This is a genomic window from Streptomyces sp. NBC_01244, assembly GCF_035987325.1.
In the GTDB taxonomy this organism is placed as follows: Bacteria; Actinomycetota; Actinomycetes; order Streptomycetales; family Streptomycetaceae; genus Streptomyces.
This window is the reverse complement of sequence record NZ_CP108488.1, coordinates 2,084,050-2,109,698: the sequence shown is the minus strand read 5'-3', so window position 1 is coordinate 2,109,698 and position 25,649 is coordinate 2,084,050. Positions and strand designations below refer to the sequence as shown.

The following is a 25,649-nucleotide window of genomic DNA, read 5'->3' as shown; positions in this document are numbered from 1 at the left end:
TACCGTGGAACGCGTACATCCGACGTCCTTTAAGGTCCGTCCCGTGAGGCGGAGAAGGAGGTCCTTTTCATGGACACTCAGCACGACCAGCAGGATCAGAAAACAGCCGCCGACGTCATGCGCCCCGTTCTCGAAGCGCAGGACATCGCCCGCGTTCTGACCCGTATCGCCCACGAAATCGTCGAACGCGCCAAGGGCGCCGACGATGTGGTGCTCCTCGGCATTCCCACCCGCGGGGTGTTCCTCGCCCGCCGGCTGGCCGCCAAGCTCGAAGAGATCACCGGTGCGAAGATCCCGGTCGGCTCCCTCGACATCACCATGTACCGCGACGACCTGCGGATGAAGCCGGCCCGGGCGATCGGCCGCACCGAGATTCCCGGCGACGACATCGACGGCCGCCTGGTCGTCCTCGTCGACGACGTTCTCTTCTCCGGCCGCACCATCCGCGCCGCCCTCGACGCCCTCGGCGACCTCGGCCGCCCCCGCGCGGTGCAGCTCGCGGTCCTCGTCGACCGCGGCCACCGCGAACTGCCGATCCGCGCCGACTACGTCGGCAAGAACCTCCCCACGTCGCTGCGGGAGAACGTCCAGGTCCAGGTCCAGGAGGAGGACGGCCGCGACGCCGTGCTGCTCGGCCAGCGGACCGACCGGGCAGCCGGGCAGTAGCCCCTGGCGACGGCCGGGCCCCCTCGGGGTCCGCGCCGGAGCCTGCCCTGCCCGCACCCCCAGCCAGCCCGTCTGCCCTCCCCAGGGCTTTGGCCTCACCCACGGCTTTGACCTCACCACGGCTTTGAATTCACCGACCTACGGAGCACCCGGATGAAGCGCCACCTCATCTCGGCCGCCGATCTCACGCGCGACGATGCCGTCCTGATCCTCGACACCGCCGAGGAGATGGCCCGCGTCGCGGACCGGCCGATCAAGAAGCTGCCCACCCTGCGCGGCCGTACGATCTGCAACCTCTTCTTCGAGGACTCGACCCGGACCCGGATCTCCTTCGAGGCCGCCGAGAAGCGCCTTTCCGCCGATGTCATCAACTTCGCGGCCAAGGGCTCCAGCGTCTCCAAGGGCGAGTCCCTCAAGGACACCGCCCAGACCCTGGAGGCCATGGGCGTCGACGCGGTCGTCATCCGCCACCACGCCTCCGGCGCCCCCTACCGCCTCGCCACCTCCGGCTGGATCGACGCCCCGGTGATCAACGCCGGCGACGGCACCCACGAGCACCCCACCCAGGCCCTGCTCGACGCCTTCACCATGCGCCGCCGCCTGGTCGGCAAGGACGCGGGGCTCGGTAAGGACCTGAACGGACGCCGGATCACCATCGTCGGCGACGTCCTGCACAGCCGGGTCGCCCGCTCCAACGTCCACCTGCTGCACACCCTCGGCGCCCAGGTCACCCTGGTGGCCCCGCCCACCCTGGTGCCCGTCGGCGTCGAGGCCTGGCCCTGCGAGATCTCGTACAGCCTGGACGCGGTGCTGCCGAAGTCCGACGCCGTGATGATGCTGCGCGTGCAGCGCGAGCGGATGAACGCCGCCTTCTTCCCGACCGAGCGCGAGTACTCCCGCCGCTACGGCCTGGACGGCGCCCGCATGGCGCGGATGCCCGAGCACGCCATCGTGATGCACCCCGGCCCGATGGTCCGCGGCATGGAGATCACCGCCGAGGTCGCCGACTCCGACCGCTGCACGGTCATCGAGCAGGTAACCAACGGCGTCTCGATCCGCATGGCCGTCCTGTACCTGCTGCTCGGAGGCTCCGAGCCCGCCGTCACCACCACCAGCACGCCCCGCACCGAGGAGAGCAAGTAAAGATGAGCAAGATCCTTATCCGTGGCGCGAAGGTACTCGGTGGCGACGTCCAGGACGTCCTGATCGACGGCGAGACCATCGCCGCCGTCGGCACCGGCCTCGACGCCGGCGACGCGACCGTCATCGAAGCCGAAGGCCAGGTCCTCCTCCCCGGCCTCGTCGACCTCCACACCCACCTGCGCGAGCCCGGCCGCGAGGACTCCGAGACCGTCCTCACCGGCACCCGCGCCGCCGCCTCCGGCGGCTACACCGCCGTCTTCGCCATGGCCAACACCTTCCCCGTCGCCGACACCGCCGGCGTCGTCGAGCAGGTGTGGCGCCTGGGCAAGGAATCCGGCTACTGCGACGTACAGCCCATCGGAGCCGTCACCGTCGGCCTGGAGGGCAAGCAGCTCTCCGAGCTGGGCGCCATGCACGAGTCCGCCGCCCGCGTCACCGTCTTCTCCGACGACGGCAAGTGCGTGGACGACGCCGTGATCATGCGCCGCGCCCTGGAGTACGTGAAGGCCTTCGGCGGCGTCGTCGCCCAGCACGCCCAGGAGCCCCGCCTCACCGAGGGCGCCCAGATGAACGAGGGCATCGTCTCCGCCGAGCTCGGCCTCGGCGGCTGGCCGGCCGTCGCCGAGGAATCGGTCATCGCCCGCGACGTCCTGCTCGCCGAGCACGTCGGCTCCCGCGTCCACATCTGCCACCTCTCCACCGCCGGCTCCGTCGAGATCATCCGCTGGGCCAAGTCCCGCGGCATCGACGTCACCGCCGAGGTCACCCCGCACCACCTGCTCCTCACCGACGAGCTCGTGCGCTCGTACAACCCGGTCTACAAGGTCAACCCGCCGCTGCGCACCGCGGCCGACGTCCTGGCCCTGCGCGAGGCGCTGGCCGACGGCACGATCGACATCGTCGCCACCGACCACGCCCCGCACCCGCACGAGGACAAGGACTGCGAGTGGGCCGCCGCCGCCATGGGCATGGTGGGCCTGGAGACCGCGCTCTCCGTCGTCCAGCAGACGATGGTGGAGACCGGACTGCTCGACTGGGCGGGCGTCGCCGAGCGGATGTCCTTCGCCCCGGCGCGCATCGGCAGCCTTCCGAACCACGGACGCCCCGTCTCGGCAGGTGAACCCGCGAACCTGACCTTGGTCGATACCTCGTACCGTGGTGTCGTGGACCCCGCACACTTCGCCTCCCGCAGCCGCAACACGCCTTACGAGGGCCGTGAGCTGCCGGGTCGCGTCACTCACACCTTCCTGCGGGGCCGGGCAACGGTCGTGGACGGGACGCTGGCGTGACACCTGCAGTAATCCAACTGGCCGCCGAGGCCGCCGAGCGACAGTCGGCGGAGGTGACGGACTGGGGCGCCCGCATCGCGTGGGTGATCGGTCTGCTCGTCTTCATCGCGTTCGTGTACTGGCTGATGCGGCAGGGCTGGAAATGGCGCGGCACCCTGCAGAGCGATCTGCCCGAGCTGCCCGCCGCCCCGGGCGGTCTCCCCGAACACCGGCTGGCCCTGACCGGCCGGTACCACGGGTCCACCACCGCCGGGCAATGGCTCGACCGGATCGTCGCCCACGGACTGGGCGTCCGCAGCCGGGTCGAGCTCACGCTCACCGACGCGGGCCTCGACGTGGTCCGTCCGGGTGCCACCGACTTCTTCGTACCGGCCGCGCAACTGCGCGGCGCCCGCCTCGACAAGGGAATCGCGGGCAAGGTACTCACCGAGGGCGGTCTCCTCGTCGTCACATGGGCGCACGGCGACAGGCTGATCGACTCCGGATTCCGCTCCGACCGCGCGGCGGAACACGCCGCATGGGTCGAAGCGATCAACGACATGAACCACTCAATCACCACGACGGAAGGCGCCGAACGATGACGACCTCCACCAGGGGAGCAGCCAAAGCTCCCGCCGTACTCGTCCTGGAGGACGGTCGGATCTTCCGCGGCCGCGCCTACGGCGCTGTGGGGGAGACCTTCGGCGAGGCCGTGTTCTCCACCGGCATGACCGGCTACCAGGAAACCCTCACCGACCCGTCGTACCACCGGCAGGTCGTCGTGATGACCGCCCCGCACGTGGGTAACACCGGAGTCAACGACGAGGACCCCGAGTCCTCCCGCATCTGGGTCGCCGGGTACGTCGTACGCGACCCCGCCCGCGTCCCCTCCAACTGGCGCTCGGTGCGCTCGCTGGACGAGGAGCTCGTCAACCAGGGCGTCGTCGGGATCTCCGGCATCGACACCCGCGCCCTGACCCGCCACCTGCGCGAGCGCGGCGCCATGCGCGTCGGCATCTTCTCGGGCGAGGCCTGGGAGGGCGTGCGCGACGAGGCGCTGCTGGCCAAGGTCCAGGCCGCCCCGCAGATGAAGGGCGCCGACCTCTCCGCCGAGGTCGCCACCAAGGAGACGTACGTCGTCCCCGCGATCGGTGAGAAGAAGTTCACCGTCGCCGCCGTGGACCTCGGCATCAAGGGCATGACCCCGCACCGGATGGCCGAGCGCGGCATCGAGGTGCACGTGCTCCCCGCCACCGCCACCGTCGAGGACGTGTACGCGGTCAACCCCGACGGCGTGTTCTTCTCCAACGGCCCGGGCGACCCGGCCACCGCCGACCACGCGGTCTCCGTCATGCAGGGCGTCCTCGCCCGCAAGACCCCGCTCTTCGGCATCTGCTTCGGCAACCAGATCCTGGGCCGCGCGCTCGGCTTCGGCACCTACAAGCTGAAGTACGGCCACCGCGGCATCAACCAGCCGGTCCAGGACCGCACCACCGGCAAGGTCGAGATCACCGCGCACAACCACGGCTTCGCCGTGGACGCGCCCCTCGACAAGGTGTCCGAGACCGCCTACGGCCGCGCCGAGGTCTCCCACGTCTGCCTGAACGACAACGTCGTGGAAGGCCTCCAGCTGCTCGACCAGCCGGCCTTCTCCGTCCAGTACCACCCCGAAGCCGCCGCCGGCCCGCACGACGCCGCGTACCTCTTCGACCGCTTCACGTCTTTGATGAACACCGCCCAGATGGAGGCCGATCGTGCCTAAGCGCACCGATATCCAGTCCGTCCTGGTCATCGGCTCCGGCCCGATCGTCATCGGCCAGGCCGCCGAGTTCGACTACTCCGGGACCCAGGCCTGCCGCATCCTCAAGGCCGAGGGCCTGCGGGTGATCCTGGTGAACTCCAACCCCGCCACGATCATGACCGACCCGGAGATCGCCGACGCCACGTACGTCGAGCCGATCACCCCCGAGTTCGTCGAGAAGATCATCGCGAAGGAGCGCCCCGACGCGCTGCTCCCGACCCTCGGTGGCCAGACCGCGCTGAACACCGCCATCTCCATGCACGAGCAGGGTGTGCTGGCGAAGTACAACGTCGAGCTCATCGGCGCCAACGTCGAGGCGATCAACAAGGGCGAGGACCGCGACCTCTTCAAGGGCGTCGTCGAAGCCGTCCGCGCCAAGATCGGCTACGGCGAGTCCGCCCGCTCGGTCATCTGCCACACGATGGACGACGTCATCCAGGGCGTCGACACCCTCGGCGGCTACCCCGTCGTCGTGCGCCCCTCCTTCACCATGGGCGGCGCCGGCTCCGGCTTCGCCCACGACGAGGACGAGCTGCGCCGCATCGCCGGCCAGGGCCTGATGCTCTCCCCGACCACCGAGGTGCTCCTGGAGGAGTCCATCCTCGGCTGGAAGGAGTACGAGCTGGAGCTGATGCGCGACACCAAGGACAACGTCGTCGTCGTCTGCTCCATCGAGAACTTCGACCCGATGGGCGTCCACACCGGTGACTCGATCACCGTCGCCCCGGCGATGACGCTCACCGACCGCGAGTACCAGCGGCTGCGCGACATCGGCATCGCGATCATCCGCGAGGTCGGCGTCGACACCGGCGGCTGCAACATCCAGTTCGCGATCGACCCGGTCGACGGCCGCGTCATCGTCATCGAGATGAACCCGCGCGTCTCGCGCTCCTCGGCGCTCGCGTCGAAGGCCACCGGCTTCCCGATCGCCAAGATCGCCGCCAAGCTGGCCATCGGCTACACGCTCGACGAGGTCCCCAACGACATCACCGAGAAGACGCCGGCCTCCTTCGAGCCGTCCCTCGACTACGTCGTCGTCAAGGCCCCGCGCTTCGCCTTCGAGAAGTTCCCGCTCGCCGACGCCACCCTCACCACCACCATGAAGTCGGTGGGCGAGGCCATGGCCATCGGCCGCAACTTCACCGAGGCCCTGCAGAAGGCCCTGCGCTCGCTGGAGAAGAAGGGCTCGCAGTTCACCTTCGTCGGCCCCACCGGCGACAAGGAAGAGCTCCTCGCCACCGCGGTCCGCCCCACCGACGGCCGCATCAACACCGTCATGCAGGCCATCCGCGCCGGCGCCACCCAGGAAGAGGTCTTCGAGTACACGAAGATCGACCCCTGGTTCGTCGACCAGCTCTTCCTCATCAAGGAGATCGCGGACGAGCTGGCCGCCGCCGACAAGCTCTACCCCGAGCTGCTCGCCGAGGCCAAGCGCCACGGCTTCTCCGACTACCAGATCGCCGAGATCCGCGGCCTGCGCGAGGACGTGGTCCGCGAGGTCCGCCACGCGCTCGGCGTCCGCCCGGTCTACAAGACGGTCGACACCTGCGCCGCCGAGTTCGCCGCGAAGACCCCGTACTTCTACTCGTCCTACGACGAGGAGTCCGAGGTCGCCCCGCGCGAGAAGCCCGCGGTCATCATCCTGGGCTCCGGCCCGAACCGCATCGGCCAGGGCATCGAGTTCGACTACTCCTGCGTCCACGCCTCCTTCGCCCTCAGCGACGCCGGCTACGAGACCGTGATGGTCAACTGCAACCCGGAGACCGTCTCCACCGACTACGACACCTCCGACCGCCTGTACTTCGAGCCGCTCACGCTCGAAGACGTGCTGGAGATCGTCCACGCCGAATCGCTGGCCGGCCCCATCGCCGGTGTCATCGTCCAGCTCGGTGGCCAGACCCCCCTGGGCCTCGCCCAGGCGCTGAAGGACAACGGCGTCCCGGTCGTCGGCACCCCGCCGGAGGCCATCCACGCCGCCGAGGACCGCGGCGCCTTCGGCCAGGTCCTCGCCGAGGCCGGCCTGCCCGCCCCCAAGCACGGCACCGCCACCACCTTCGCCGGCGCCAAGGCCATCGCCGACGAGATCGGCTACCCCGTCCTCGTACGCCCCTCGTACGTGCTCGGCGGCCGCGGCATGGAGATCGTCTACGACGAGGACCGACTGTCCTCGTACATCGCCGAGTCCACCGAGATCTCGCCGACCCGCCCCGTGCTGGTCGACCGGTTCCTCGACGACGCGATCGAGATCGACGTCGACGCCCTCTACGACGGCCACGAGCTCTACCTCGGCGGCGTCATGGAGCACATCGAGGAAGCCGGCATCCACTCCGGCGACTCGGCCTGCGCCCTGCCCCCGATCACCCTCGGCGGCTACGACATCAAGCGCCTGCGCGCCTCGACCGAGGCCATCGCCAAGGGCGTCGGCGTCCGCGGCCTGATCAACATCCAGTTCGCGATGGCGGGTGACATCCTCTACGTCCTGGAGGCCAACCCGCGCGCCTCCCGGACCGTCCCCTTCACCTCGAAGGCGACCGCCGTACCGCTCGCGAAGGCCGCCGCCCGCATCTCGCTCGGCACCACCATCGCCGAGCTCCGCGAAGAGGGCATGCTCCCGAAGACCGGCGACGGCGGCACCCTGCCCCTCGACGCGCCGATCTCCGTCAAGGAGGCCGTCATGCCGTGGTCGCGCTTCCGCGACATCCACGGCCGCGGCGTCGACACCGTGCTGGGCCCGGAGATGCGCTCCACCGGCGAGGTCATGGGCATCGACTCCGTCTTCGGCACGGCGTACGCCAAGTCGCAGGCCGGCGCCTACGGCCCGCTGCCCACCAAGGGCCGCGCCTTCATCTCCGTCGCCAACCGCGACAAGCGCACGATGATCTTCCCGGCCCGCGAGCTCGTCGCCCACGGCTTCGAGCTGATGGCCACCTCCGGCACCGCCGAGGTCCTGCGCCGCAACGGCATCAACGCCACCGTCGTGCGCAAGCTCAGCGAGGGCGAGGGCCCGGACGGCGAGAAGACCATCGTCCAGCTCATCCACGACGGCCAGGTCGACCTGATCGTCAACACCCCGTACGGCACCGGTGGCCGCCTCGACGGCTACGAGATCCGTACGGCCGCCGTGGCGCGCGGAGTCCCGTGCCTGACCACGGTCCAGGCGCTCGCCGCGGCCGTCCAGGGCATCGACGCGCTCAACCGCGGCGACGTGGGCGTCCGCTCGCTCCAGGAGCACGCGGAGCGGCTGACCGCGGCCCGCGACTAGTAGCCCGTACGAAAGGGGGGCACCGGCGACAGCGACCGGTGTCCCCCCTTTCATGAGGACCAAAGGGATATTTCGGACGATGTACAAACTGTTCTTCAACCTCGTCTTCAAGCGGATGGACCCGGAGCAGGCCCACTACACGGCCTTCCGCTGGATCCGCCTCGCGGCCCGCACGCCCGTGCTGCGCACCTTCGTCGCCGCGGCCCTCGCACCCCGCTACGCGGAACTGCGCACCGAGGCCCTCGGACTGCGGATGCACGGCCCCTTCGGTCTCGCGGCCGGCTTCGACAAGAACGCCGTCGCCATCGACGGCATGTCGATGCTCGGCTTCGACCACATCGAGATCGGCACCGTCACCGCCGAACCCCAGCCCGGCAACCCGAAGAAGCGGCTGTTCCGGCTGGTCCCGGACCGCGCGCTGATCAACCGCATGGGCTTCAACAACGAGGGCTCGGCGGCCGTCGCGGACCGCCTGGCCGCCCGCAATCCGGTCTTCAAGACGGTCGTCGGCGTCAACATCGGCAAGACCAAGGTCGTCCCCGAGGAAGAGGCCGTCGCCGACTACGTCGCCTCCACCGAGCGCCTCGCCCGGCACGCGGACTACCTCGTCGTCAACGTCTCCTCCCCGAACACCCCGGGCCTGCGCAACCTCCAGGCCACGGAGTCGCTGCGGCCCCTGCTGAGCGCCGTGCGCGAGGCGGCGGACCGCGTCGTGACCGACCGGCGGGTCCCGCTGCTCGTCAAGATCGCGCCGGACCTCGCGGACGAGGACGTGGACGCGGTCGCCGACCTGGCCCTGGAGCTGGGTCTGGACGGCATCATCGCGACGAACACGACGATCGCCCGCGAGGGCCTGGGCCTGAAGTCCGACCCCTCGCTGATCAAGGAGACCGGCGGCCTGTCCGGCGCGCCCGTCAAGGAGCGCTCCCTGGAGGTTCTGCGCCGGCTGTACGCCCGCGTCGGCGACCGGCTGGTCCTGGTCGGCGTCGGCGGCATCGAGAACGCCGAGGACGCCTGGCAGCGGATCCTGGCCGGCGCGAGCCTGGTCCAGGGCTACAGCGCCTTCATCTACGAGGGCCCCTGCTACGCCCGTGCCATCCACAAGGGCCTGGCCGCGCGCCTGGCCGCCAGCCCGTACGCGACGCTCGCCGAAGCGGTGGGCGCGGAAACCCGAAAGGCCGCCCTGTGACCTCTGCCCCCGTCATCCCCTTCGGTACGCGCCTGCGCGCGGCGATGGACGCCCGTGGGCCGCTCTGCGTGGGCATCGACCCGCACGCGGCGCTGCTGGCCTCCTGGGGCCTGAACGACGACGTCGCGGGCCTGGAGAAGTTCTCCCGCACGGTCGTCGAGGCGCTGGCCGACTCGGTCGCGGTCTTCAAGCCGCAGGCGGCGTTCTTCGAGCGGTTCGGATCGCGCGGCATCGCCGTACTGGAGCAGACCGTGGCCGACGCCCGTGCGGCGGGCACGCTGGTCCTCATGGACGCGAAGCGGGGTGACATCGGCTCGACGATGGCCGCGTACGCGGAGACCTTCCTTTCGCCCTCCTCGCCGCTGTTCTCCGACGCGCTGACGGTCTCCCCCTACCTCGGCTACGGTTCGCTGAAGCCGGCCGTCGACCTGGCGCGGGAGTCGGGGGCCGGTCTGTTCGTCCTGGCGCTGACCTCCAACCCGGAGGGCGCGGAGGTCCAGCGGGCGGTACGTGAGGACGGCCGCTCGATCGGCGCGACGATGCTGGCGCACCTCGCGGCGGAGAACGCGGGGGCCGCCCCGATGGGCTCCTTCGGAGCCGTGGTCGGGGCGACGCTGGGGGACCTGTCCTCCTTCGACCTGGACATCAACGGGCCGCTGCTCGCCCCCGGCATCGGGGCGCAGGGCGCTACCGCGGCGGACCTCCCGGCGGTGTTCGGCGCGGCCGTCCGCAACGTCGTCCCGAACGTGTCGCGGGGCGTCCTGAAGCACGGCCCGGACGCGGCCGCGCTGCGGGCTGCCGCCCATACCTTCGCGGAGGAGATCCGCGCGGCCGTGGCGGCCTAGCCCGTCGGCGGCGCCGCTGCGCGGGGCGAAGTCCCCGACCCACCCTTCGCCCGTTCCCCGGGGCTCCGCCCCGGACCCCGCTCCTCAAACGCCGGAGGGGCTGGATTTTGGCTGACGTCAGCCTGCGCGTGCGCGCGGCCGGATTGCCCGCAGGGCAATTCCAGCCCCGCCGGCGTTTGAGGCGCGGGGTCTGGGGCGGAGCCCCAGGAAGGGTCCTCGCCCCGCGCAGCGGCAACCGGTGTGCGGCCAGGGCGTAGGGCCCGGAGGGTGGGGGCTTCGGACCGGTGCGGTGCGGGGCGGGCCCGGGCGATCATGGGGTGGGGGGTCAGGCCCCCTACCCCGGACGGAGCGCCCCGCGTGCCCCCAGTACAGACCGTCGCCACCATCCGGCGGATCACGCCCGTCGGGGCCTACCACCACCTCGTCCTCGACGCCCCCGGCGTGACCGGCGTGCGCCCCGGCCACTTCGGAGCCCTCGCCATCGGCGGCCGGGACACGAGCACGCTGCTCCGCCGCGCGCTCTCCATCCACCGCGCCGACCCCGCCACCCGCACCGTCGAGTTCGTCTTCGCCGAGGCCGGCCGCGGGACCAGGGCGCTGGCCGCGCACCACCCCGGCGACACCGTGGACCTCATCGCCCCCCTCGGTACCCCCTTCCCGCTCCCCGACGGCCCGGTCGGCGCGGTCCTCGTCGCCGGCGGCTACGGCAGCGCCCCGATGTTCGCCCTCGCCGAGGAGATCCTCGGGCGCGGCGGCCGGGTCGCCTTCGTGCTCGGCGCGGCCACCGAGGACCGGCTGTTCGGCGTGGAGCGGGCCGAGGCCCTCGCCGAGCAGGTGTACGTGGTCACCGACGACGGTTCGGCCGGACGCCGGGGCCGGGTCACGGACGTGCTCCCCGAGGCCATCACGGTGACCGGCGCCACCGAGGTCCACTCCTGCGGCCCGATGGGCATGCTCAAGGCCGTCACGGAGGTCGCCACGGCCGCCGGAGCATCCAGTCACACCGCCGTCGAAGAGGCCATGGCCTGCGGGATCGGGATCTGCATGAGCTGCGTCCTGCCCGTCACCGGCCCCGACGGCGTCACCCGTTTCCTTCGCTCCTGCACATCCGGACCCGTTTTCGACGGCACCACCGTCCGCTGGGACGACGCCGGAACGCTGCCCGAGGACCTCGAAGGCGCGGCCGCCATGACCCCGAAGGCGAGCCACCGGTGAATCCCCTGAACCCCGAAGACGTGGACATGTCCGCGCCCCTCGGTGCCCGTGTCACCCTCCCCAACCCCGTCTCCACCGCCTCCGGCTGCGCCGGCTACGGCCGAGAGCTGCACCGGTTCACCCCCCTGGACGAGCTCGGGACCATCACCACCAAGACCGTGATGCCGTACGTCCGCTCCGGCCGCGCCACTCCCCGGATGGCCGAGACCCCCAGCGGGATGCTGAACTCCATCGGGCTCCAGGGCTCCGGCATCGACCGCTTCGTCGAGCACGAGCTGCCCTGGCTGGCAGAGCGCGGGGCGCGGGTCCTCGTATCGATCGCGGGGGAGCGTACGGAGGAGTTCGCCGAGGCGGCCGCCCGGCTGACCCGTCAGCCCGCAGTGGTCGGCATCGAGGCCAACATCTCCTGTCCCAACGTCGCGGACCGCGGCCTCGTCTTCGCCTGCGACGCCGATGCCTCCTTCGAGGTGGTCAAGGCGGTCAAGGCGGCGGCCGACCCCGCACTGCCCGTCTACGCCAAGCTGACCCCCGACGTGACGCGGATCACCGACATCGCGGCCGCCTGCACGGAAGGGGGCGCCGACGGGCTCTCGATGATCAACACGGTCCTCGGGATGACCATCGACACCGACACCATGCGCCCGGCCCTCGCCGGGGTCACCGGAGGCCTCTCCGGCCCGGCGATCCGGCCCGTCGCCGTCCGCTGCGTCTTCCAGGTGTACGGCGCGATGCTGGCCGGCGCCGTCCGGCGGGTCCCGATCCTCGGGATGGGCGGGATCGCCTCCGGCCGGGACGCGCTCGAGTTCGTCCTCGCGGGCGCTTCGGGCGTGGCGGTGGGGACCGCCCTGTTCAACGATCCGTCCGCGCCCCTGCGGATCCGCGACGACCTCCGCGCGGCACTCGCCGGACGCGGGATCGGGGCGTTCGAGGACGCCGTCGGACTGGCTCATCGCACTCTCTGACGAAATTCGAACGTCCTTCACCGGACAAATCCGGGGTGTTTTGTCCGTGATGTACGGTTCAGTGGAGGCTGACCAGGACTTTTCGTCCGTTCTCGCTGACTGGAGCGGTCATGGCCGCTAGTCTCCGAGCAGAGTGAACGAGCAGCGATCGAGCACCACCGCTGTTCGGGCGCTCGCCTGGTGTGATGCCTTCCGGCATTCCACTGGTCCGTATCCGACAGTTCGACATCCGAGGTGACGTAGGCGTGGCTCTTCCGCCCCTTACCCCTGAACAGCGCGCAGCAGCGCTCGAAAAGGCCGCCGCGGCTCGCCGGGAGCGGGCCGAGGTGAAGAATCGACTCAAGCACTCCGGCGCCTCCCTGCATGACGTCATCAAGCTGGGGCAGGAGAACGACGTCATCGGCAAGATGAAGGTTTCCGCTCTCCTGGAGTCCCTGCCTGGCGTCGGCAAGGTGCGCGCCAAGCAGCTCATGGAGCGCCTCGGCATCTCCGAGTCCCGGCGTGTCCGAGGTCTCGGTTCCAACCAGATCGCCTCTCTGGAGCGCGAGTTCGGCGGCAACGCCGCCTAAGGCGTCGTCCGAAGTTCTCCCGGCGTTCTCAGGCAGTCCCGAGAAGCTGGATAATCGCTCTATGGCAGCAGAGGTTCGTCCGCGGCTGACCGTGCTCTCCGGCCCTTCGGGGGTCGGCAAGAGCACGGTCGTCGCGCATATGCGCAAGGTTCACCCCGAGGTCTGGCTCTCGGTGTCGGCCACCACCCGCAAGCCGCGGCCCGGTGAGCGACACGGAGTCCACTACTTCTTCGTCAACGACGACGAGTTCGACAAGCTGATCGCCAATGGCGAGCTGCTGGAGTGGGCCGAGTTCGCGGGCAACCGCTACGGCACACCGCGCGGCGCAGTGCTGGAACGCCTGGAAAACGGCGAGCCGGTCCTGCTGGAGATCGATCTCCAGGGCGCACGGCTCGTGCGCGAGTCCATGTCCGAGGCGCAGCTCGTCTTCCTGGCTCCTCCGAGCTGGGACGAACTGGTCCGCCGGCTCACCGGCCGGGGCACCGAATCCGCGGAGGTCGTCGAGCGCAGGCTCGGTGCCGCCAAGATCGAACTGGCTGCCGAATCCGAGTTCGACACCACCCTGGTCAACACCTCGGTCGAGGACGTGGCGCGCGAGCTGCTAACGTTGATGAATGTCGTCTGATCGTTGACCGGTGTTCAATCGGTCCGGACGGTCCGAATCCGACACATCTAGGTCTTACCCCATCTTCGGAAGGTAGAGCGTGTCCTCTTCCATTACTGCGCCCGAGGGCATCATCAACCCGCCGATCGACGAGCTGCTCGAGGCCACGGACTCGAAGTACAGCCTCGTGATCTACGCGGCCAAGCGCGCGCGTCAGATCAACGCGTACTACTCGCAGCTCGGTGAGGGCCTGCTCGAGTACGTCGGCCCGCTGGTGGACACCCACGTCCACGAGAAGCCGCTTTCGATCGCGCTGCGCGAGATCAACGCGGGTCTGCTGACCTCCGAGGCCATCGAGGCCCCGGCTCAGTAAGGCACGAGTTTTCCTTTCACCACAGGCCCGGCAGAACATCTGCCGGGCCTGTGGTGTGTCATAGGTGTTCACAGGTGTCGTGGTGCCGTACAGGTGTGACGGCGGTCGTCAGCCGAAGGGGCGTGTGTGGTGGGTAAGCCGAAGGTCGTGCTCGGAGTCAGTGGCGGGATCGCCGCTTACAAGGCGTGCGAGCTGCTGCGCCGGCTGACCGAGTCCGGGCACGACGTACGCGTGGTGCCGACGGCGGCGTCACTGAACTTCGTCGGGGAGGCCACCTGGGCCGCCCTCTCCGGGAACCCGGCCTCCACCGAGGTCTGGGAGAGCGTCCACGAGGTGCCGCACGTGCGCATCGGGCAGAGCGCCGACCTCGTCGTCGTCGCCCCGGCCACCGCCGACATGCTCGCCAAGGCCGCCCACGGGCTGGCCGACGACCTGCTCACCAACACCCTGCTCACCGCGCGCTGCCCCGTGGTGTTCGCACCCGCGATGCACACCGAGATGTGGGAGCACCCGGCCACCCGGGAGAACGTGGCCACGCTGCGCCGCCGCGGCGCCGTGGTCATCGAGCCGGCCGTCGGCCGGCTCACCGGCAAGGACACCGGCAAGGGGCGGCTGCCCGACCCCGAGGAGATCTTCGAAGTCTGCGCGAGCGTATTGAGAAGGCACAGCCTCGCCCGCGGGGTGGCCGAGCCCGACCTCGCCGGCCGGCACGTGGTGATCAGCGCGGGCGGCACGCGCGAACCGCTGGACCCGGTCCGCTTCCTCGGCAACCGCTCCTCCGGCAAGCAGGGGTACGCCCTCGCCCGTACGGCCGTGGCCCGCGGGGCCCGGGTCACCCTGGTCTCCGCCAACACCGCGCTCGCCGACCCGGCCGGGGTGGACCTCGTACGGGTGGGAACGGCCCTGCAGCTGCGCGAGGCCGTGCTCAAGGCCGCCGCGGACGCCGACGCGGTGGTGATGGCCGCGGCCGTGGCCGACTTCCGGCCCGCCGAGTACGCGGGCGGGAAGATCAAGAAGAAGGACGGGCAGGACCCCGCACCGGTCGCCCTCGTACGCAATCCGGACATTCTCGCGGAGATTTCCGCCGACCGGGCCCGGGAGGGTCAGGTCGTGGTGGGTTTCGCGGCCGAGACCGACGACGTACTCGCCAACGGGCGGAGCAAGCTCCTCCGCAAGGGGTGTGACCTTCTCGTCGTCAACGAGGTGGGTGAAGCGAAGACCTTTGGTTCCGAGGAGAACGAAGCGGTCATCCTGTCCTCCGACGGAAGCGAGCTCGCCGTCCCCTACGGTCCGAAGGAAACGCTCGCAGACGTGATTTGGGATCAGGTGGCACCGCGCATCGGAGCGCGACGCGCCTGAGCGGAGGCTCTTTCCGCAGACTGATCCTTGAGTAAGAATGGAGTGTCGCAGGTCACACGGCTCCCATAGGGCGAGACGGGTGGTCCGGCGAACGGTGGCGACCGATAAACTGCAGCCGGAACGTGATCGGGCGCAGCCTCCGATGTGGTTCCACCAATATTTCAGCCAGCAGCCGCTGCAACCCCAGGGAGCGTTGTGTCCCGTCGCCTGTTCACCTCGGAGTCTGTGACCGAGGGTCACCCCGACAAGATCGCTGACCAGATCAGCGACACCATTCTCGACGCGCTCCTCACCGAGGACCCGACCTCGCGCGTCGCCGTGGAGACCCTCATCACCACCGGTCTCGTCCACATCGCGGGAGAGGTGACGACGAAGGCCTACGCGCCGATCGCGCAGCTCGTCCGCGACAAGATCCTCGAGATCGGCTACGACTCCTCGAAGAAGGGCTTCGACGGCGCCTCCTGCGGCGTGTCGGTGTCCATCGGCGCGCAGTCCCCGGACATCGCGCAGGGCGTCGACACCGCGTACGAGAAGCGGGTCGAAGGCGACGAGGACGAGCTCGACAAGCAGGGTGCCGGCGACCAGGGCCTGATGTTCGGGTACGCCTGCGACGAGACCCCCGAGCTCATGCCGCTCCCGATCCACATCGCGCACCGCCTGTCCAAGCGGCTGTCCGAGGTCCGCAAGAACGGGACCATCCCGTACCTGCGTCCCGACGGCAAGACCCAGGTCACCATCGAGTACGACGGCGACAAGGCCGTCCGCCTCGACACGGTCGTCGTGTCCTCGCAGCACGCGGCGGACATCGACCTGGACTCGCTGCTCGCCCCGGACATCCGCGAGTTCGTGGTCGAGCACGTGCTGAACCAGCTCGTCGAGGACGGCATCAAGCTCGACACCGAGGGCTACCGCCTGCTGGTCAACCCGACCGGCCGCTTCGAGATCGGCGGCCCGATGGGCGACGCCGGCCTGACCGGCCGCAAGATCATCATCGACACCTACGGCGGCATGGCCCGTCACGGTGGCGGCGCCTTCTCGGGCAAGGACCCGTCCAAGGTCGACCGCAGCGCCGCCTACGCCATGCGCTGGGTCGCCAAGAACGTCGTCGCCGCCGGTCTGGCCTCGCGCTGCGAGGTCCAGGTCGCGTACGCGATCGGCAAGGCCGAGCCCGTCGGCCTGTTCGTGGAGACCTTCGGCACGCACAAGGTCGACGTCGAGAAGATCGAGAACGCCATCGGCCAGGTCTTCGACCTGCGCCCGGCCGCGATCATCCGCGACCTCGACCTGCTGCGCCCGATCTACGCCCAGACCGCCGCCTACGGCCACTTCGGCCGCGAGCTGCCGGACTTCACCTGGGAGCGCACCGACCGCGTGGACGCCCTGCGCACCGCTGTCGGCCTGTAGCACCGCGTAGTACCCGCCTGATCGACGGACGGCCCCGGACCCTTGCGGTCCGGGGCCGTCCGCGTGCGGCGCCCCGTCCGCCGTTGTCGGTGGGGTTTGGTAAGAATGCGGGTGTGAGCAGCACCAATGACGCGGGGGAGCAGAGCGGGCCGGGCGGTCCGCCGGAGCAGCTCGCGCTGATGCGGGAGATGGTCGCCGAGGCGAAGGCCAAGGCGCCCAAGGCCAAGCCGCGGACCTGGCGCGGGGCCTCCGTGGCCGAGGAACTGCCCGTGGCCCGGGTCCTCGTGAACAAGGGCGTGCTCCACCTCGACCGCCTCTTCGACTACGCCGTCCCCGCCGAGCTCGCCGAGTCCGCCCAGCCCGGCGTCCGCGTCCGGGTCCGCTTCGGCGCGGGCTCCCACCGGGTCCACGGCGGCCGCCGCGAGGGCGGCGGGCTCATCGACGGCTTCGTCATCGAGCGCCGCGCCGAGTCCGACTACAACGGAGCCCTCGCCGCCCTCGCCCAGGTGGTCTCGCCCGAGGTCGTCCTCGGCCCGCGCATGCTCGCCCTCGCCCGCGCCGTCGCCGACCGGTACGCCGGCAGCCTCGCCGACGTGCTCCAGCTCGCGCTGCCCGCGCGCAGCGCCCGCGCCGAGGCCAAGCCCTCGCCCGAACCGCTGCCCCCGCCCGCCGCGCCCGAGCCCGCCGGCTGGGAGCGGTACGGAGCCGGCCCCGGCTTCCTGCGGGCACTCGCGGGCGGCGGAACCCCGCGTGCCGTGTGGACGGCCCTGCCCGGCCCCGGCTGGGCCGACGAGCTGGCCCGCGCCATGGCCGCCACCCTCGCCTCCGGACGCGGCGCCCTCGCGGTGGTCCCCGACGGGCGCACCGCCGCCCGGGTCGACGCGGCGCTCACCGCCCTGCTCGGCGAGGGGCGGCACGCGCTGCTGACCGCCGAGTCCGGGCCGGAGAAGCGCTACCGCCAGTGGCTGGCCGTCAGCCGGGGCTCGGTGCGGGCCGTGGTCGGCACCAGGGCCGCGATGTTCGCTCCCGTACGGGACCTCGGGCTCGTCGCCGTCTGGGACGACGGAGACTCCAGCCACAGCGACGTCCACGCCCCCTTCCCGCACGTACGGGAGGTGCTGGAACTGCGTGCGGTCACCGACGGCTGCGCCTTCCTGGTGGGCAGCACCAGCTGCACCGTGGAGGCCGCGCAGCTCGTCGAGTCCGGCTGGGCCCGCCCGCTGGTCGCCGACCGCGAGACGGTACGCACGTACGCGCCCCGGATCCGGACCGTCGGCGACGAGCTCCTGGCCCGTGACGGAGCCGCCCGGGCCGCCCGGCTGCCGAGCCTCGCGTGGGAGACCGTACGGGAGGGCCTGAAGGCGGGGCCCGTGCTCGTACAGGTGCCCCGGCGCGGCTACGTGCCCCGGCTGGCGTGCGAACGGTGCCGGACGCCGGCTCGGTGCACGGTCTGCGCGGGACCGCTCGAGGCGCCCGACACGCGGGACCTGCACTGCGGGTGGTGCGGGCGGGCCGAGCCGGCCTGGCACTGCGAGGAGTGCGGATCGTTCCGGCTCCGGGCCCAGGTGGTGGGCGCGCGGCGGACCGCCGAGGAGCTGGGGCGGGCCTTCCCGGCCGTCCCCGTACGGACCTCCGGACGCGACCACATCCTGGACGAGGTGCCGGACCGGCCCGCGCTGGTGGTGTCCACGCCCGGCGCCGAGCCGGTCGCGGCGGGCGCCGGGTACGCGGCGGCGCTGCTGCTGGACGGCTGGGCCATGCTGAGCCGGCCCGACCTGCGGGCGAGCGAGGACGCGCTGCGGCGGTGGATCGCGGCGGCCTCGCTGGTACGGGGGGACGGGCAGGTGGTGGTCGTCGCCGAGCCGACGCTGCGGCCCGTCCAGGCACTGGTGCGGTGGGATCCCGTCGGGCACGCGGTCCGGGAACTCGCCGAGCGGGCGCAGCTCGGGTTCCCGCCGGTCTCCCGGATGGCGGCGGTCGCCGCCGGCAGCGCCGAGGTCGTCACAGCGTTCCTGGCGGGGGCCGGGCTGCCGCCGGACGCGGAGGTCCTGGGACCGGTGCCACTGCCCGGGCTCCGGGGGGAGCCGTCCGCGGGGGAGCGTGCGCTGGTCCGGGTCCCGCCGGGGAGCGGGGCCGCGCTGGCGGCCGCGCTGAAGGCGGCGCAGGTGGCTCGGATGGCGCGGGGGGTTCCGGCGGCGGAGGCGGTCCGGATCCGGATCGATCCGCTGGACATCGGCTAGGCGCGGCCTGCCCGCTTGGCCTGGGCAGGTCCGGGCTGGACAGGCGGGGCCTGGCCCGGACAGGCGGGCCCTTCGGGGCCGTCCCCTACCCGCCCTTCGCCCGTTCCCCGGGGCTGGGCCCCGGACCCCGCCGGCGGGGCTGGATGCATTCAGCCCGTCCGGCGTTTGAGGACCGGGGTCCGGGGCGGAGCTCCGGTTTCGGGAAGGGGCGGGGTGGGGGAAGCCGCCCGCAGGGCGACGGGCGGGACCCGCCGGGGACGACGGAAGCCCCCGGCGGGGCGGCCTCGTGGGTCGCTCCGGCGGGGGCTGGAGGCCGTCGGGGGTCGGCGTCCCGGCGGCTGGGGGTCAGCCGTTGCGGGGGCCGGGGAAGGCGCCGGGGCGGGACGCGCCCGCCTCCTCGCGCACCGGCTGCGGCGGCACCGAGCGCGCCGCCGGGACGGTGGGCAGGGGGCCCAGGGTCCGGGGCGTCGTGCCCTCGGCCAGCGGCTCCCGCTCGGCGGACTCGGCGCTCTGCGCCCGCCGGGCGCCGTAGCGCCGGTGGACGGCCTGCTTGGTGACGCCGAGCGCCGAGCCGACCGCGTCCCACGAGAAGCCGAGCGAGCGGTCGAAGTCCACCGCGGCGGTGACCAGCGTCTCGACGCTGTCCCGCAGCTCCTGCGCGAGGCGGACGGTGGGCGCGGGTGCCCGGCCATAGACGACGAAGCCCGTGGAGGGGCCTGAGCGGCGCGGGCGGTAGACGTTGCCGAGCTGGGCGGTGAGCGTACGCAGAGCATCCACCTGCCGGCGAACCCGCTCGATGTCCCGCACCAGGAGGTGCAGGCTGGCCCGTGCTTGGGCGTCGTGGGTGGCGTGGTCGGCCATGAAGAAGCCTCTCGAACCGGTGCTGAAGAGCGGATAGGGCCGCAGACACCGTTCTGTTTCGCGGCCCGTTTCGGTCAATCTCTCTTGACCAACGCGCTACCCGGTGGGCAGGTCACGCTGTGGGGGCGTGTCGGCATATGCGAGGAGCGCGCGTGTGTGCGTACGCCCCCTCGGGCGGGCACCGCGACGCAGGTGGGACCGTGGGCGGACAGACCATAGACTGATGTGCTGCTGACAGCCGAGATAGCGAGGTAGACCCCAGTGAAGCTCGTCTTCGCAGGCACCCCCGAGGTCGCCGTGCCCGCCCTGGACGCTCTGATCGCCTCCGGGCGCCACGAGGTCGCCGCCGTCGTCACCCGGCCCGACGCGCCGGCCGGCCGAGGCCGTCGCCTCGTCGCCAGCCCCGTCGCCGAACGCGCCGAGGAAGCCGGCATCGAGGTGCTCAAGCCCGCCCGGCCGCGCGACCCGGACTTCCAGGCCCGGTTGAGGGAGATCGGGCCCGACTGCTGTCCGGTGGTCGCGTACGGGGCGCTCATTCCCAAGGGTGCCCTGGACATCCCCAAGCACGGCTGGGTCAACCTGCACTTCTCGCTGCTGCCCGCGTGGCGCGGTGCGGCGCCCGTACAGCAGTCGATCATGGCGGGGGACGAGGTCACCGGCGCCTCCACCTTCCGGATCGAGGAGGGGCTGGACACCGGCCCCGTCTTCGGCATCCTCACCGAGGAGATCCGGCCCACCGACACCAGCGGCGACCTGCTGACCCGCCTCGCCTTCGCCGGTTCCGGGCTGCTGGTCGCCACCATGGACGGCATCGAGGACGGCACCCTGCGAGCGGTCGAGCAGCCCGCCGACGGGATCTCGCTCGCGCCGAAGATCACGGTCGAGGACGCCCGGGTCGACTGGAACGCGCCCGCGATGCGCGCCGACCGGCTGGTGCGCGGCTGCACGCCGGCGCCCGGCGCCTGGACGGTCTTCCGGGGCGAGCGGCTCAAGCTGATCTCGGTCGGACTGGTCGCGGACCGGACCGACCTGAAGCCGGGCGACCTCAGCGTGGCCAAGAACAACGTCTACGTCGGCACCGGCTCGCACGCCGTGGAACTGCTCTGGGTGCAGCCGCAGGGCAAGAAGCCGATGAAGGCCGCCGACTGGGCGCGCGGGGTGCGGATCGCTCCTGGTGAGCGCTTGGGCGGCGGGGCCGACGTAGGCTGATTTTCGTAGTGAGTAGTCCGTAGTCCGTAGTCCGTGTGCGTAGTCCGTAGTGCGTGGTTCCTGGTTTGTAGTTCCTGGTTCCTGGTTCCTTGTACTTCGGTTCTTGCAGTTCTTCCCGTAACCCCCGGAGCACCTTTCACGTGAGCGAGCAGCCTCGTAGCAAGCCGGCCAAGACGGCCAAGCCGTACCGCAGGCCCAAGAAGGACCCCGTCCGGATGTTGGCCTTCGAGGTGCTGCGGGCGGTGGACGAGCGTGACGCGTACGCGAACCTCGTGCTGCCCCCGCTGCTGAAGAAGGCCCGCAAGGACGAGACCTTCCAGGCGCGGGACGCTGCGCTGGCCACCGAGCTCGTGTACGGGACCCTGCGCCGCCAGGGCACGTACGACGCGGTCATCAAGGCCTGCATCGACCGGCCGCTGCGCGAGGTCGACCCGCCGGTGCTCGACGTGCTCTCGCTCGGCGCGCACCAGCTGCTCGGGACGCGGATTCCCACGCACGCGGCGGTGTCCGCGAGCGTGGAGCTGGCCCGGGTGGTGCTCGGCGACGGGCGGGCGAAGTTCGTCAACGCGGTGCTGCGGAAGATCTCCGCGCATGACCTGGAGGGGTGGCTGGAGAAGGTCGCCCCGCCGTACGAGGACGACGCGGAGGAGCACCTCGCGGTGTTCCACTCGCACCCGAGGTGGGTCGTCAGCGCCCTGTGGGATTCGCTGGGCGGCGGCCGCGCCGGGATCGAGGACCTGCTGGAGGCCGACAACGAGCGGCCCGAGGTCACGCTGGTGGCGCGGCCCGGGCGGTCCACCGCACAGGAGCTGCTGGAAGCGGTGGGCGAGGACTCGGCGCTGCCCGGGCGCTGGTCCCCGTACGCGGTCAGGATGGCCGAGGGTGGCGAACCGGGCGCCCTGGAGGCGGTGCGCGAAGGCCGCGCCGGTGTCCAGGACGAAGGCAGCCAGCTGGTGGCGATGGCCCTGGCGGCCGTCCCGGTCGAGGGCCGCGACGAGCGCTGGCTGGACGGCTGCGCGGGCCCGGGCGGCAAGGCGGCGCTGCTCGCCGCGCTCGCCGCCCAGCGAGGGGCGTTCCTGCTGGCCTCCGAGAAGCAGCCCCACCGTGCCCGGCTGGTCGAGCGGGCGCTCGCCGGCAACCCCGGCCCGTACCAGGTCATCACGGCCGACGGAACGCGCCCGCCGTGGCTGCCGGGTTCCTTCGACCGCGTCCTGATGGACGTGCCCTGCTCCGGCCTGGGCGCACTGCGCCGCCGGCCGGAGGCGCGCTGGCGCCGCCGGCCGGAGGACCTGGAGAGCTTCGCGCCGCTCCAGCGCGGGCTGCTGCGCGAAGCCCTGTCGGCCGTCCGGGTGGGCGGCGTCGTGGGCTACGCGACGTGCTCCCCGCACCTGGCGGAGACCCGGGTGGTCGTGGAGGACGTGCTGAAGGGACGGGGCGCGGGTGCGGCCCCGATCGCGGCGGAACTGATCGACGCACGCCCGTACATGCAGGAGGTCCCGGCCCTGGGCGACGGCCCGGACGTACAGCTGTGGCCGCACCTGCACGGGACGGACGCGATGTACCTGGCGCTGATCCGCCGGACCGGGTAGCCGGGCAGCCGGGTAGCCGGGTAGCCGAGGTCGCGTTACGCGACGGCGGTTCCCTCCAGCTCGACCAGCTGGCCGGGGATCGCCAGCCGCGTCACGCCGAGCATGGTGGTGGTCGGCGCCACCCCGGCGGCGCCCAGCCGCGCCGCCAGCACGCCGTAGTGCCGGAAGAGCACGTCGACGTCGGTCGTGTAGACGTTGAGGCGGACGAGATTCGCCAGGGACATGCCTGCCTCGGCGAGCACGGCCTCCACGTTGTCGATGCTCAGCGCCAACTGCGCCGCCATGTCCCCGTCGTGCTCGGGCTTGCCGTCCGCGTTCATCGCGGTCTGCCCCGAGAGGTACAGGGTCCGGGTCTGGCCGGAGACGACCTCGCCCTGGTTGAAGCCCATGTCGACCGACCAGGTCACCGGGTTGACTGCGGTTCGTTGCATTGCCATGTCTGGTCTCCATCGGGTGGGTGGTGGTGTGGGTGCGTGGTGTGGGTGCGTGCGTGGGGGTGGGGGTGCGGTGGCCCCGTTGGCGCCGCCGGTTGTTCTGTTGACGAGCCTCGCAGCGAATCACGACACCCTCTGTCGTGTATTCCGATAATGTTTTTGCATGCGCGCAGACCGGTTGGTCTCGCTGGTGCTGCTGTTGCGTCAGCGCGGTCGGCTGACTGCGGACACGCTGGCCCGCGAGCTGGAGGTGTCCACCCGTACGGTGCTGCGCGACATCGAGGCGCTGTCGGCTGCCGGGGTGCCGGTCTACGCGGAACGCGGCCGACACGGTGGTTTCGCGCTGTCTCCCGGATTCCGGACCGAGCTCACCGGCCTGAACCACGAAGAGACCCTTGCCCTGCTGGCCGCCGGGTCGGGGCGCGGCGAGCAGGTGTTCGGCCTGGGCTCGGCGCTCGCTTCGGCGATGCGCAAGGTGGTCGACGCACTGCCCGAGAGCCACCGGGCCACGGCGAGCGACGCGGCCCAGCGATTTCTCGTGGACCCGGAGGCCGATCTGCTCTCGCGCCGGCTCGTCGCCGAGGAGGTGCCCGGAACCACGATGGTCGAGGTCCGGCGCGCGGTGCTCGCCGGACACAAGCTGCGGATCCAGTACGCGGCCACGGGCGAGCCGCCACAGTGGCGCACGGTGGACCCGATCGGGCTGGTCACCGTACGGGACCGGGGCTACTTGCTGGCCACGAAGTCCGGCGAGGACCGCACCTACCGGCTGTCGCGCGTGCTGGCCGCCGAGGAACTCCCCGAAGCGGCACAGCGACCGAACCGGGTCGACCTGGACCGGATCTGGCGGGAACGCTCCGCGCAGTTCCTCTCCGGCGGCGACCACATCGTCGTGCTGGTCCGGGTGAACCCGGCGCGGCGGGAAGACCTGCTGAACACCGCACTGGCGGTCCGTGCGGAAGAGCCCGACGCAGACGCGGACGGCTGGCTGCGCCTGGAGGTGACCTTCCAGGATTCACGACATGCCCAGTGGGCCCTGTGGCAGCTCGGCATGGACGGGGAAGCCCTGGCCCCGCAGTCGTTGCGCACGTTGCTGCACGACCGGGCTGCGGCGGTCGCGGCACGCTATGGGGGGTTGCCTCGGGGGGCGGGGGGGAGCGAGGAGGGGGCGGTGGGCTGCGGGTGAGTGTGCTTGTGCTGCGGGTGGGGTGGTGGCTTTGACAGTGGTTCGGGGGGCGTCCCGGTAGTCCAGTGTTCTTTCGGCGTGGGCCGGTCCCTCAAGGGCGCTCCCTTCGGTCGCGTCGCTTCGCGATGGCCTTCGGCCACCCTTGACCGACCGACCCACGCCGAAAAGCCACAAGACTTCCGGGATCCCCCCGGGGAACGGCCGGGAGGGAAGTGTGGGGAGGAGCGGCCTCGTCTGACATGCGCAGCCCCCAAGGGCCGGTGGTCATCTGGACACGGCCCCGGCAGGACCGTGACCTCGGCCGGTACGAACGCGCGGGGCGATCAGAGCATCCAGGACCGGGCGCCTGAACACCCTTCCCGTGACCGTCGACCGCCACCATGAGCGAGAGAGTGACGAGAAGGGCTTCAGGGTCGGTGGGCGCGACAGATTGCTACACACTCCCACTCGGCCAAGCGACTACCGACCGTCCGTGGCTGATCTAGGGAGGTCTTCTGTCAACTATCGGAGAGGTTGTCGCGGAGATCCTCGGCGCGGAGGAGATCGTCGGCCAGGGAGATGCGGTCGGTGGCCGGGAGGGGGATCTGGTCGGCCTCGGACAGGAGGCGGGCGGCTAGAGGGGTGTCGCCCAGGTGGACGGCCATGGCGGCGCGGAGGATCAGGGCTTTGACGCGGGACGGGGGAGGCACGTCGGAGGAGAGGAGGCGGTCGAGGATCTTGGCGGCGGCTGCGTAGTCCTCTTTGGAATCCCCGAGGAGTGAGGCCATGTGGAGGGCTTTGGCCACCGGTTCCTTCGGAACCGGTGAGTGGTGGAAGTCTTCGCTGATCGGTTGGCCGATGCGAATGCTGTTGCCGCCCGGGTCGGCCATGATGAACTGCCGCATCCCGTAGGTGGTGTCCTTCAGCGGACCGATCCGGGGGAGGCCACGGGTCGGGATCCTGCCGAGTTCTTGCTTCAGTCCCTTGCGGAACTTCGCGTACAAGCCATCGACGTCGTCCGTCGTGATGTAGCACGCGCCGTACGAAGCGGCCGGCTCGAAGCCTTTCAATGCCGCGAACTGCAACTCGACTTCACCGTGCTGCACGACGGCATAGGCGTACGGACGTTCTTGGTAGAACGTGACCTCGAAACCTATGGCCTTGTAGAAGTCGACTGTCTCAGGGATGGACCTGCAGGGGAGCATCGCGGCTAGTTTCTCGTTCATCCTCCGACCGTAGAACCAGCATCTCAACTAGTCAAACTTGATTAGTTCCTTCCCTCTTCGCCCCTCGGCCACGGACGGTCGGTAGTCGCTTGGCCGAGTGGGAGTGTGTAGCGATCTGTCGGGCCCACCGACCCTGAAGCCCTTCTCGTCACTCTCTCGCTCATGGTGGCGGCCGACGGTCACGGGAAGGGTGTTCAGGCGCCCGGTCCTGGATGCTCTGATCGCCCCGCGCGTTCGTACCGGCCGAGGTCACGGTCCTGCCGGG

The 25,649-nt window shown here is 71.2% G+C and carries 22 protein-coding genes; 19 read left to right on the top strand and 3 right to left on the bottom strand.

The features are described from left to right. The first annotated feature begins 69 nt into the window (after positions 1-69). From pyrR to OG247_RS09115, 16 genes are all read left to right on the top strand, one after another. Positions 70-666: a bifunctional pyr operon transcriptional regulator/uracil phosphoribosyltransferase PyrR gene (gene pyrR / locus OG247_RS09190; protein ID WP_327251776.1), complete on the top strand. Its 597-nt coding sequence runs from the start codon at positions 70-72 to the stop codon at positions 664-666. Between the two features lie 153 nt (positions 667-819). Beyond that, positions 820-1,809: an aspartate carbamoyltransferase catalytic subunit gene (locus OG247_RS09185; RefSeq protein ID WP_327251775.1), complete on the top strand. Its 990-nt coding sequence runs from the start codon at positions 820-822 to the stop codon at positions 1,807-1,809. Between the two features lie 2 nt (positions 1,810-1,811). Next, complete coding sequence (locus OG247_RS09180; RefSeq protein WP_327251774.1) at positions 1,812-3,098, top strand: dihydroorotase; 1,287 nt, start codon at positions 1,812-1,814, stop codon at positions 3,096-3,098. Further along, positions 3,095-3,679 (top strand): PH-like domain-containing protein, encoded by a 585-nt coding sequence (locus OG247_RS09175; protein ID WP_327251773.1) that lies wholly within the window; start codon positions 3,095-3,097, stop codon positions 3,677-3,679. Before OG247_RS09180 ends, OG247_RS09175 begins: the two co-directional genes overlap by 4 nt. Next, complete coding sequence (carA, locus tag OG247_RS09170; RefSeq protein WP_327251772.1) at positions 3,676-4,839, top strand: glutamine-hydrolyzing carbamoyl-phosphate synthase small subunit; 1,164 nt, start codon at positions 3,676-3,678, stop codon at positions 4,837-4,839. The genes OG247_RS09175 and carA overlap by 4 nt, the downstream gene beginning before the upstream one ends. Then, entirely contained in the window at positions 4,832-8,140 is a 3,309-nt protein-coding gene (gene carB / locus OG247_RS09165; RefSeq protein WP_327251771.1) for a carbamoyl-phosphate synthase large subunit, read from the top strand. The genes carA and carB overlap by 8 nt, the downstream gene beginning before the upstream one ends. A gap of 79 nt (positions 8,141-8,219) precedes the next feature. Then, on the top strand, positions 8,220-9,329 hold the full coding sequence (locus OG247_RS09160; RefSeq protein ID WP_327251770.1) for a quinone-dependent dihydroorotate dehydrogenase: 1,110 nt from the start codon (positions 8,220-8,222) through the stop codon (positions 9,327-9,329). Then, entirely contained in the window at positions 9,326-10,174 is an 849-nt protein-coding gene (gene pyrF, locus OG247_RS09155; protein WP_327251769.1) for an orotidine-5'-phosphate decarboxylase, read from the top strand. Before OG247_RS09160 ends, pyrF begins: the two co-directional genes overlap by 4 nt. Before the next feature lie 357 nt (positions 10,175-10,531). Further along, positions 10,532-11,389 carry a dihydroorotate dehydrogenase electron transfer subunit gene (locus OG247_RS09150; RefSeq protein ID WP_327251768.1) on the top strand — a complete coding sequence of 286 codons (858 nt, stop codon included), beginning with the start codon at positions 10,532-10,534 and terminating at the stop codon, positions 11,387-11,389. Further along, a complete protein-coding gene (locus tag OG247_RS09145; protein WP_327251767.1) occupies positions 11,386-12,351 on the top strand; it encodes a dihydroorotate dehydrogenase in 966 nt (321 codons plus the stop codon). Before OG247_RS09150 ends, OG247_RS09145 begins: the two co-directional genes overlap by 4 nt. 245 nt (positions 12,352-12,596) lie before the next feature. After that, the gene (gene mihF, locus OG247_RS09140) at positions 12,597-12,920 is read left to right on the top strand and encodes an integration host factor, actinobacterial type (RefSeq protein WP_243334344.1); all 324 of its coding nucleotides are present in this window, start codon (positions 12,597-12,599) and stop codon (positions 12,918-12,920) included. 61 nt (positions 12,921-12,981) lie between these two features. Beyond that, positions 12,982-13,545, top strand: a complete 564-nt coding sequence (gene gmk, locus OG247_RS09135; protein ID WP_327251766.1) for a guanylate kinase — start codon at positions 12,982-12,984, stop codon at positions 13,543-13,545. 79 nt (positions 13,546-13,624) lie between these two features. Continuing rightward, the gene (gene rpoZ, locus OG247_RS09130) at positions 13,625-13,897 is read left to right on the top strand and encodes a DNA-directed RNA polymerase subunit omega (RefSeq protein WP_004948662.1); all 273 of its coding nucleotides are present in this window, start codon (positions 13,625-13,627) and stop codon (positions 13,895-13,897) included. 129 nt (positions 13,898-14,026) lie between these two features. Further along, positions 14,027-15,256, top strand: a complete 1,230-nt coding sequence (gene coaBC, locus OG247_RS09125) for a bifunctional phosphopantothenoylcysteine decarboxylase/phosphopantothenate--cysteine ligase CoaBC (RefSeq protein WP_327251765.1) — start codon at positions 14,027-14,029, stop codon at positions 15,254-15,256. Positions 15,257-15,451: 195 nt separating this feature from the next. Further along, a complete protein-coding gene (gene metK, locus OG247_RS09120; RefSeq protein WP_327251764.1) occupies positions 15,452-16,660 on the top strand; it encodes a methionine adenosyltransferase in 1,209 nt (402 codons plus the stop codon). Between the two features lie 113 nt (positions 16,661-16,773). Next, complete coding sequence (locus OG247_RS09115) at positions 16,774-18,900, top strand: primosomal protein N' (protein ID WP_327251763.1); 2,127 nt, start codon at positions 16,774-16,776, stop codon at positions 18,898-18,900. Between the two features lie 345 nt (positions 18,901-19,245). On the opposite strand, the gene OG247_RS09110 is transcribed toward OG247_RS09115, so the two are convergent. After that, entirely contained in the window at positions 19,246-19,761 is a 516-nt protein-coding gene (locus OG247_RS09110) for a hypothetical protein (RefSeq protein ID WP_327251762.1), read from the bottom strand. 261 nt (positions 19,762-20,022) lie between these two features. On the opposite strand from OG247_RS09110, the gene fmt reads away from it, so the two are divergent. Next, positions 20,023-20,970 carry a methionyl-tRNA formyltransferase gene (gene fmt / locus OG247_RS09105; RefSeq protein ID WP_327251761.1) on the top strand — a complete coding sequence of 316 codons (948 nt, stop codon included), beginning with the start codon at positions 20,023-20,025 and terminating at the stop codon, positions 20,968-20,970. A 140-nt stretch (positions 20,971-21,110) separates the two neighbouring features. Beyond that, a complete protein-coding gene (locus tag OG247_RS09100) occupies positions 21,111-22,559 on the top strand; it encodes an RsmB/NOP family class I SAM-dependent RNA methyltransferase (RefSeq protein ID WP_327251760.1) in 1,449 nt (482 codons plus the stop codon). Between the two features lie 35 nt (positions 22,560-22,594). On the opposite strand, the gene OG247_RS09095 is transcribed toward OG247_RS09100, so the two are convergent. Beyond that, the gene (locus tag OG247_RS09095) at positions 22,595-22,990 is read right to left on the bottom strand and encodes a RidA family protein (RefSeq protein ID WP_327257397.1); all 396 of its coding nucleotides are present in this window, start codon (positions 22,988-22,990) and stop codon (positions 22,595-22,597) included. A 166-nt stretch (positions 22,991-23,156) separates the two neighbouring features. Here OG247_RS09095 and OG247_RS09090 point away from each other — a divergent pair, with 166 nt between their 5' ends. Then, positions 23,157-24,179 carry a helix-turn-helix transcriptional regulator gene (locus OG247_RS09090; protein WP_327251759.1) on the top strand — a complete coding sequence of 341 codons (1,023 nt, stop codon included), beginning with the start codon at positions 23,157-23,159 and terminating at the stop codon, positions 24,177-24,179. A gap of 497 nt (positions 24,180-24,676) precedes the next feature. Here the strand turns inward: OG247_RS09090 and OG247_RS09085 are convergent, their stop codons facing one another. Then, positions 24,677-25,384, bottom strand: coding sequence for a bleomycin resistance protein (locus OG247_RS09085; protein ID WP_327251758.1), 708 nt, complete (start codon positions 25,382-25,384; stop codon positions 24,677-24,679). Between the last annotated feature and the right edge of the window lie 265 nt (positions 25,385-25,649).

Bases quoted from the DNA above. Each gene is read 5' to 3' on its own strand.
- pyrR (WP_327251776.1), top strand. From the start codon at position 70: ATGGACACTCAGCACGACCAGCAGGATCAGAAAACAGCCGCCGACGTC.
- OG247_RS09185 (WP_327251775.1), top strand. From the start codon at position 820: ATGAAGCGCCACCTCATCTCGGCCGCCGATCTCACGCGCGACGATGCC.
- OG247_RS09180 (WP_327251774.1), top strand. From the start codon at position 1,812: ATGAGCAAGATCCTTATCCGTGGCGCGAAGGTACTCGGTGGCGACGTC.
- carA (WP_327251772.1), top strand. From the start codon at position 3,676: ATGACGACCTCCACCAGGGGAGCAGCCAAAGCTCCCGCCGTACTCGTC.
- OG247_RS09160 (WP_327251770.1), top strand. From the start codon at position 8,220: ATGTACAAACTGTTCTTCAACCTCGTCTTCAAGCGGATGGACCCGGAG.
- gmk (WP_327251766.1), top strand. From the start codon at position 12,982: ATGGCAGCAGAGGTTCGTCCGCGGCTGACCGTGCTCTCCGGCCCTTCG.
- OG247_RS09110 (WP_327251762.1), bottom strand. From the start codon at position 19,761: ATGGCCGACCACGCCACCCACGACGCCCAAGCACGGGCCAGCCTGCAC.
- OG247_RS09095 (WP_327257397.1), bottom strand. From the start codon at position 22,990: ATGCAACGAACCGCAGTCAACCCGGTGACCTGGTCGGTCGACATGGGC.
- OG247_RS09090 (WP_327251759.1), top strand. From the start codon at position 23,157: ATGCGCGCAGACCGGTTGGTCTCGCTGGTGCTGCTGTTGCGTCAGCGC.
- OG247_RS09085 (WP_327251758.1), bottom strand. From the start codon at position 25,384: ATGAACGAGAAACTAGCCGCGATGCTCCCCTGCAGGTCCATCCCTGAG.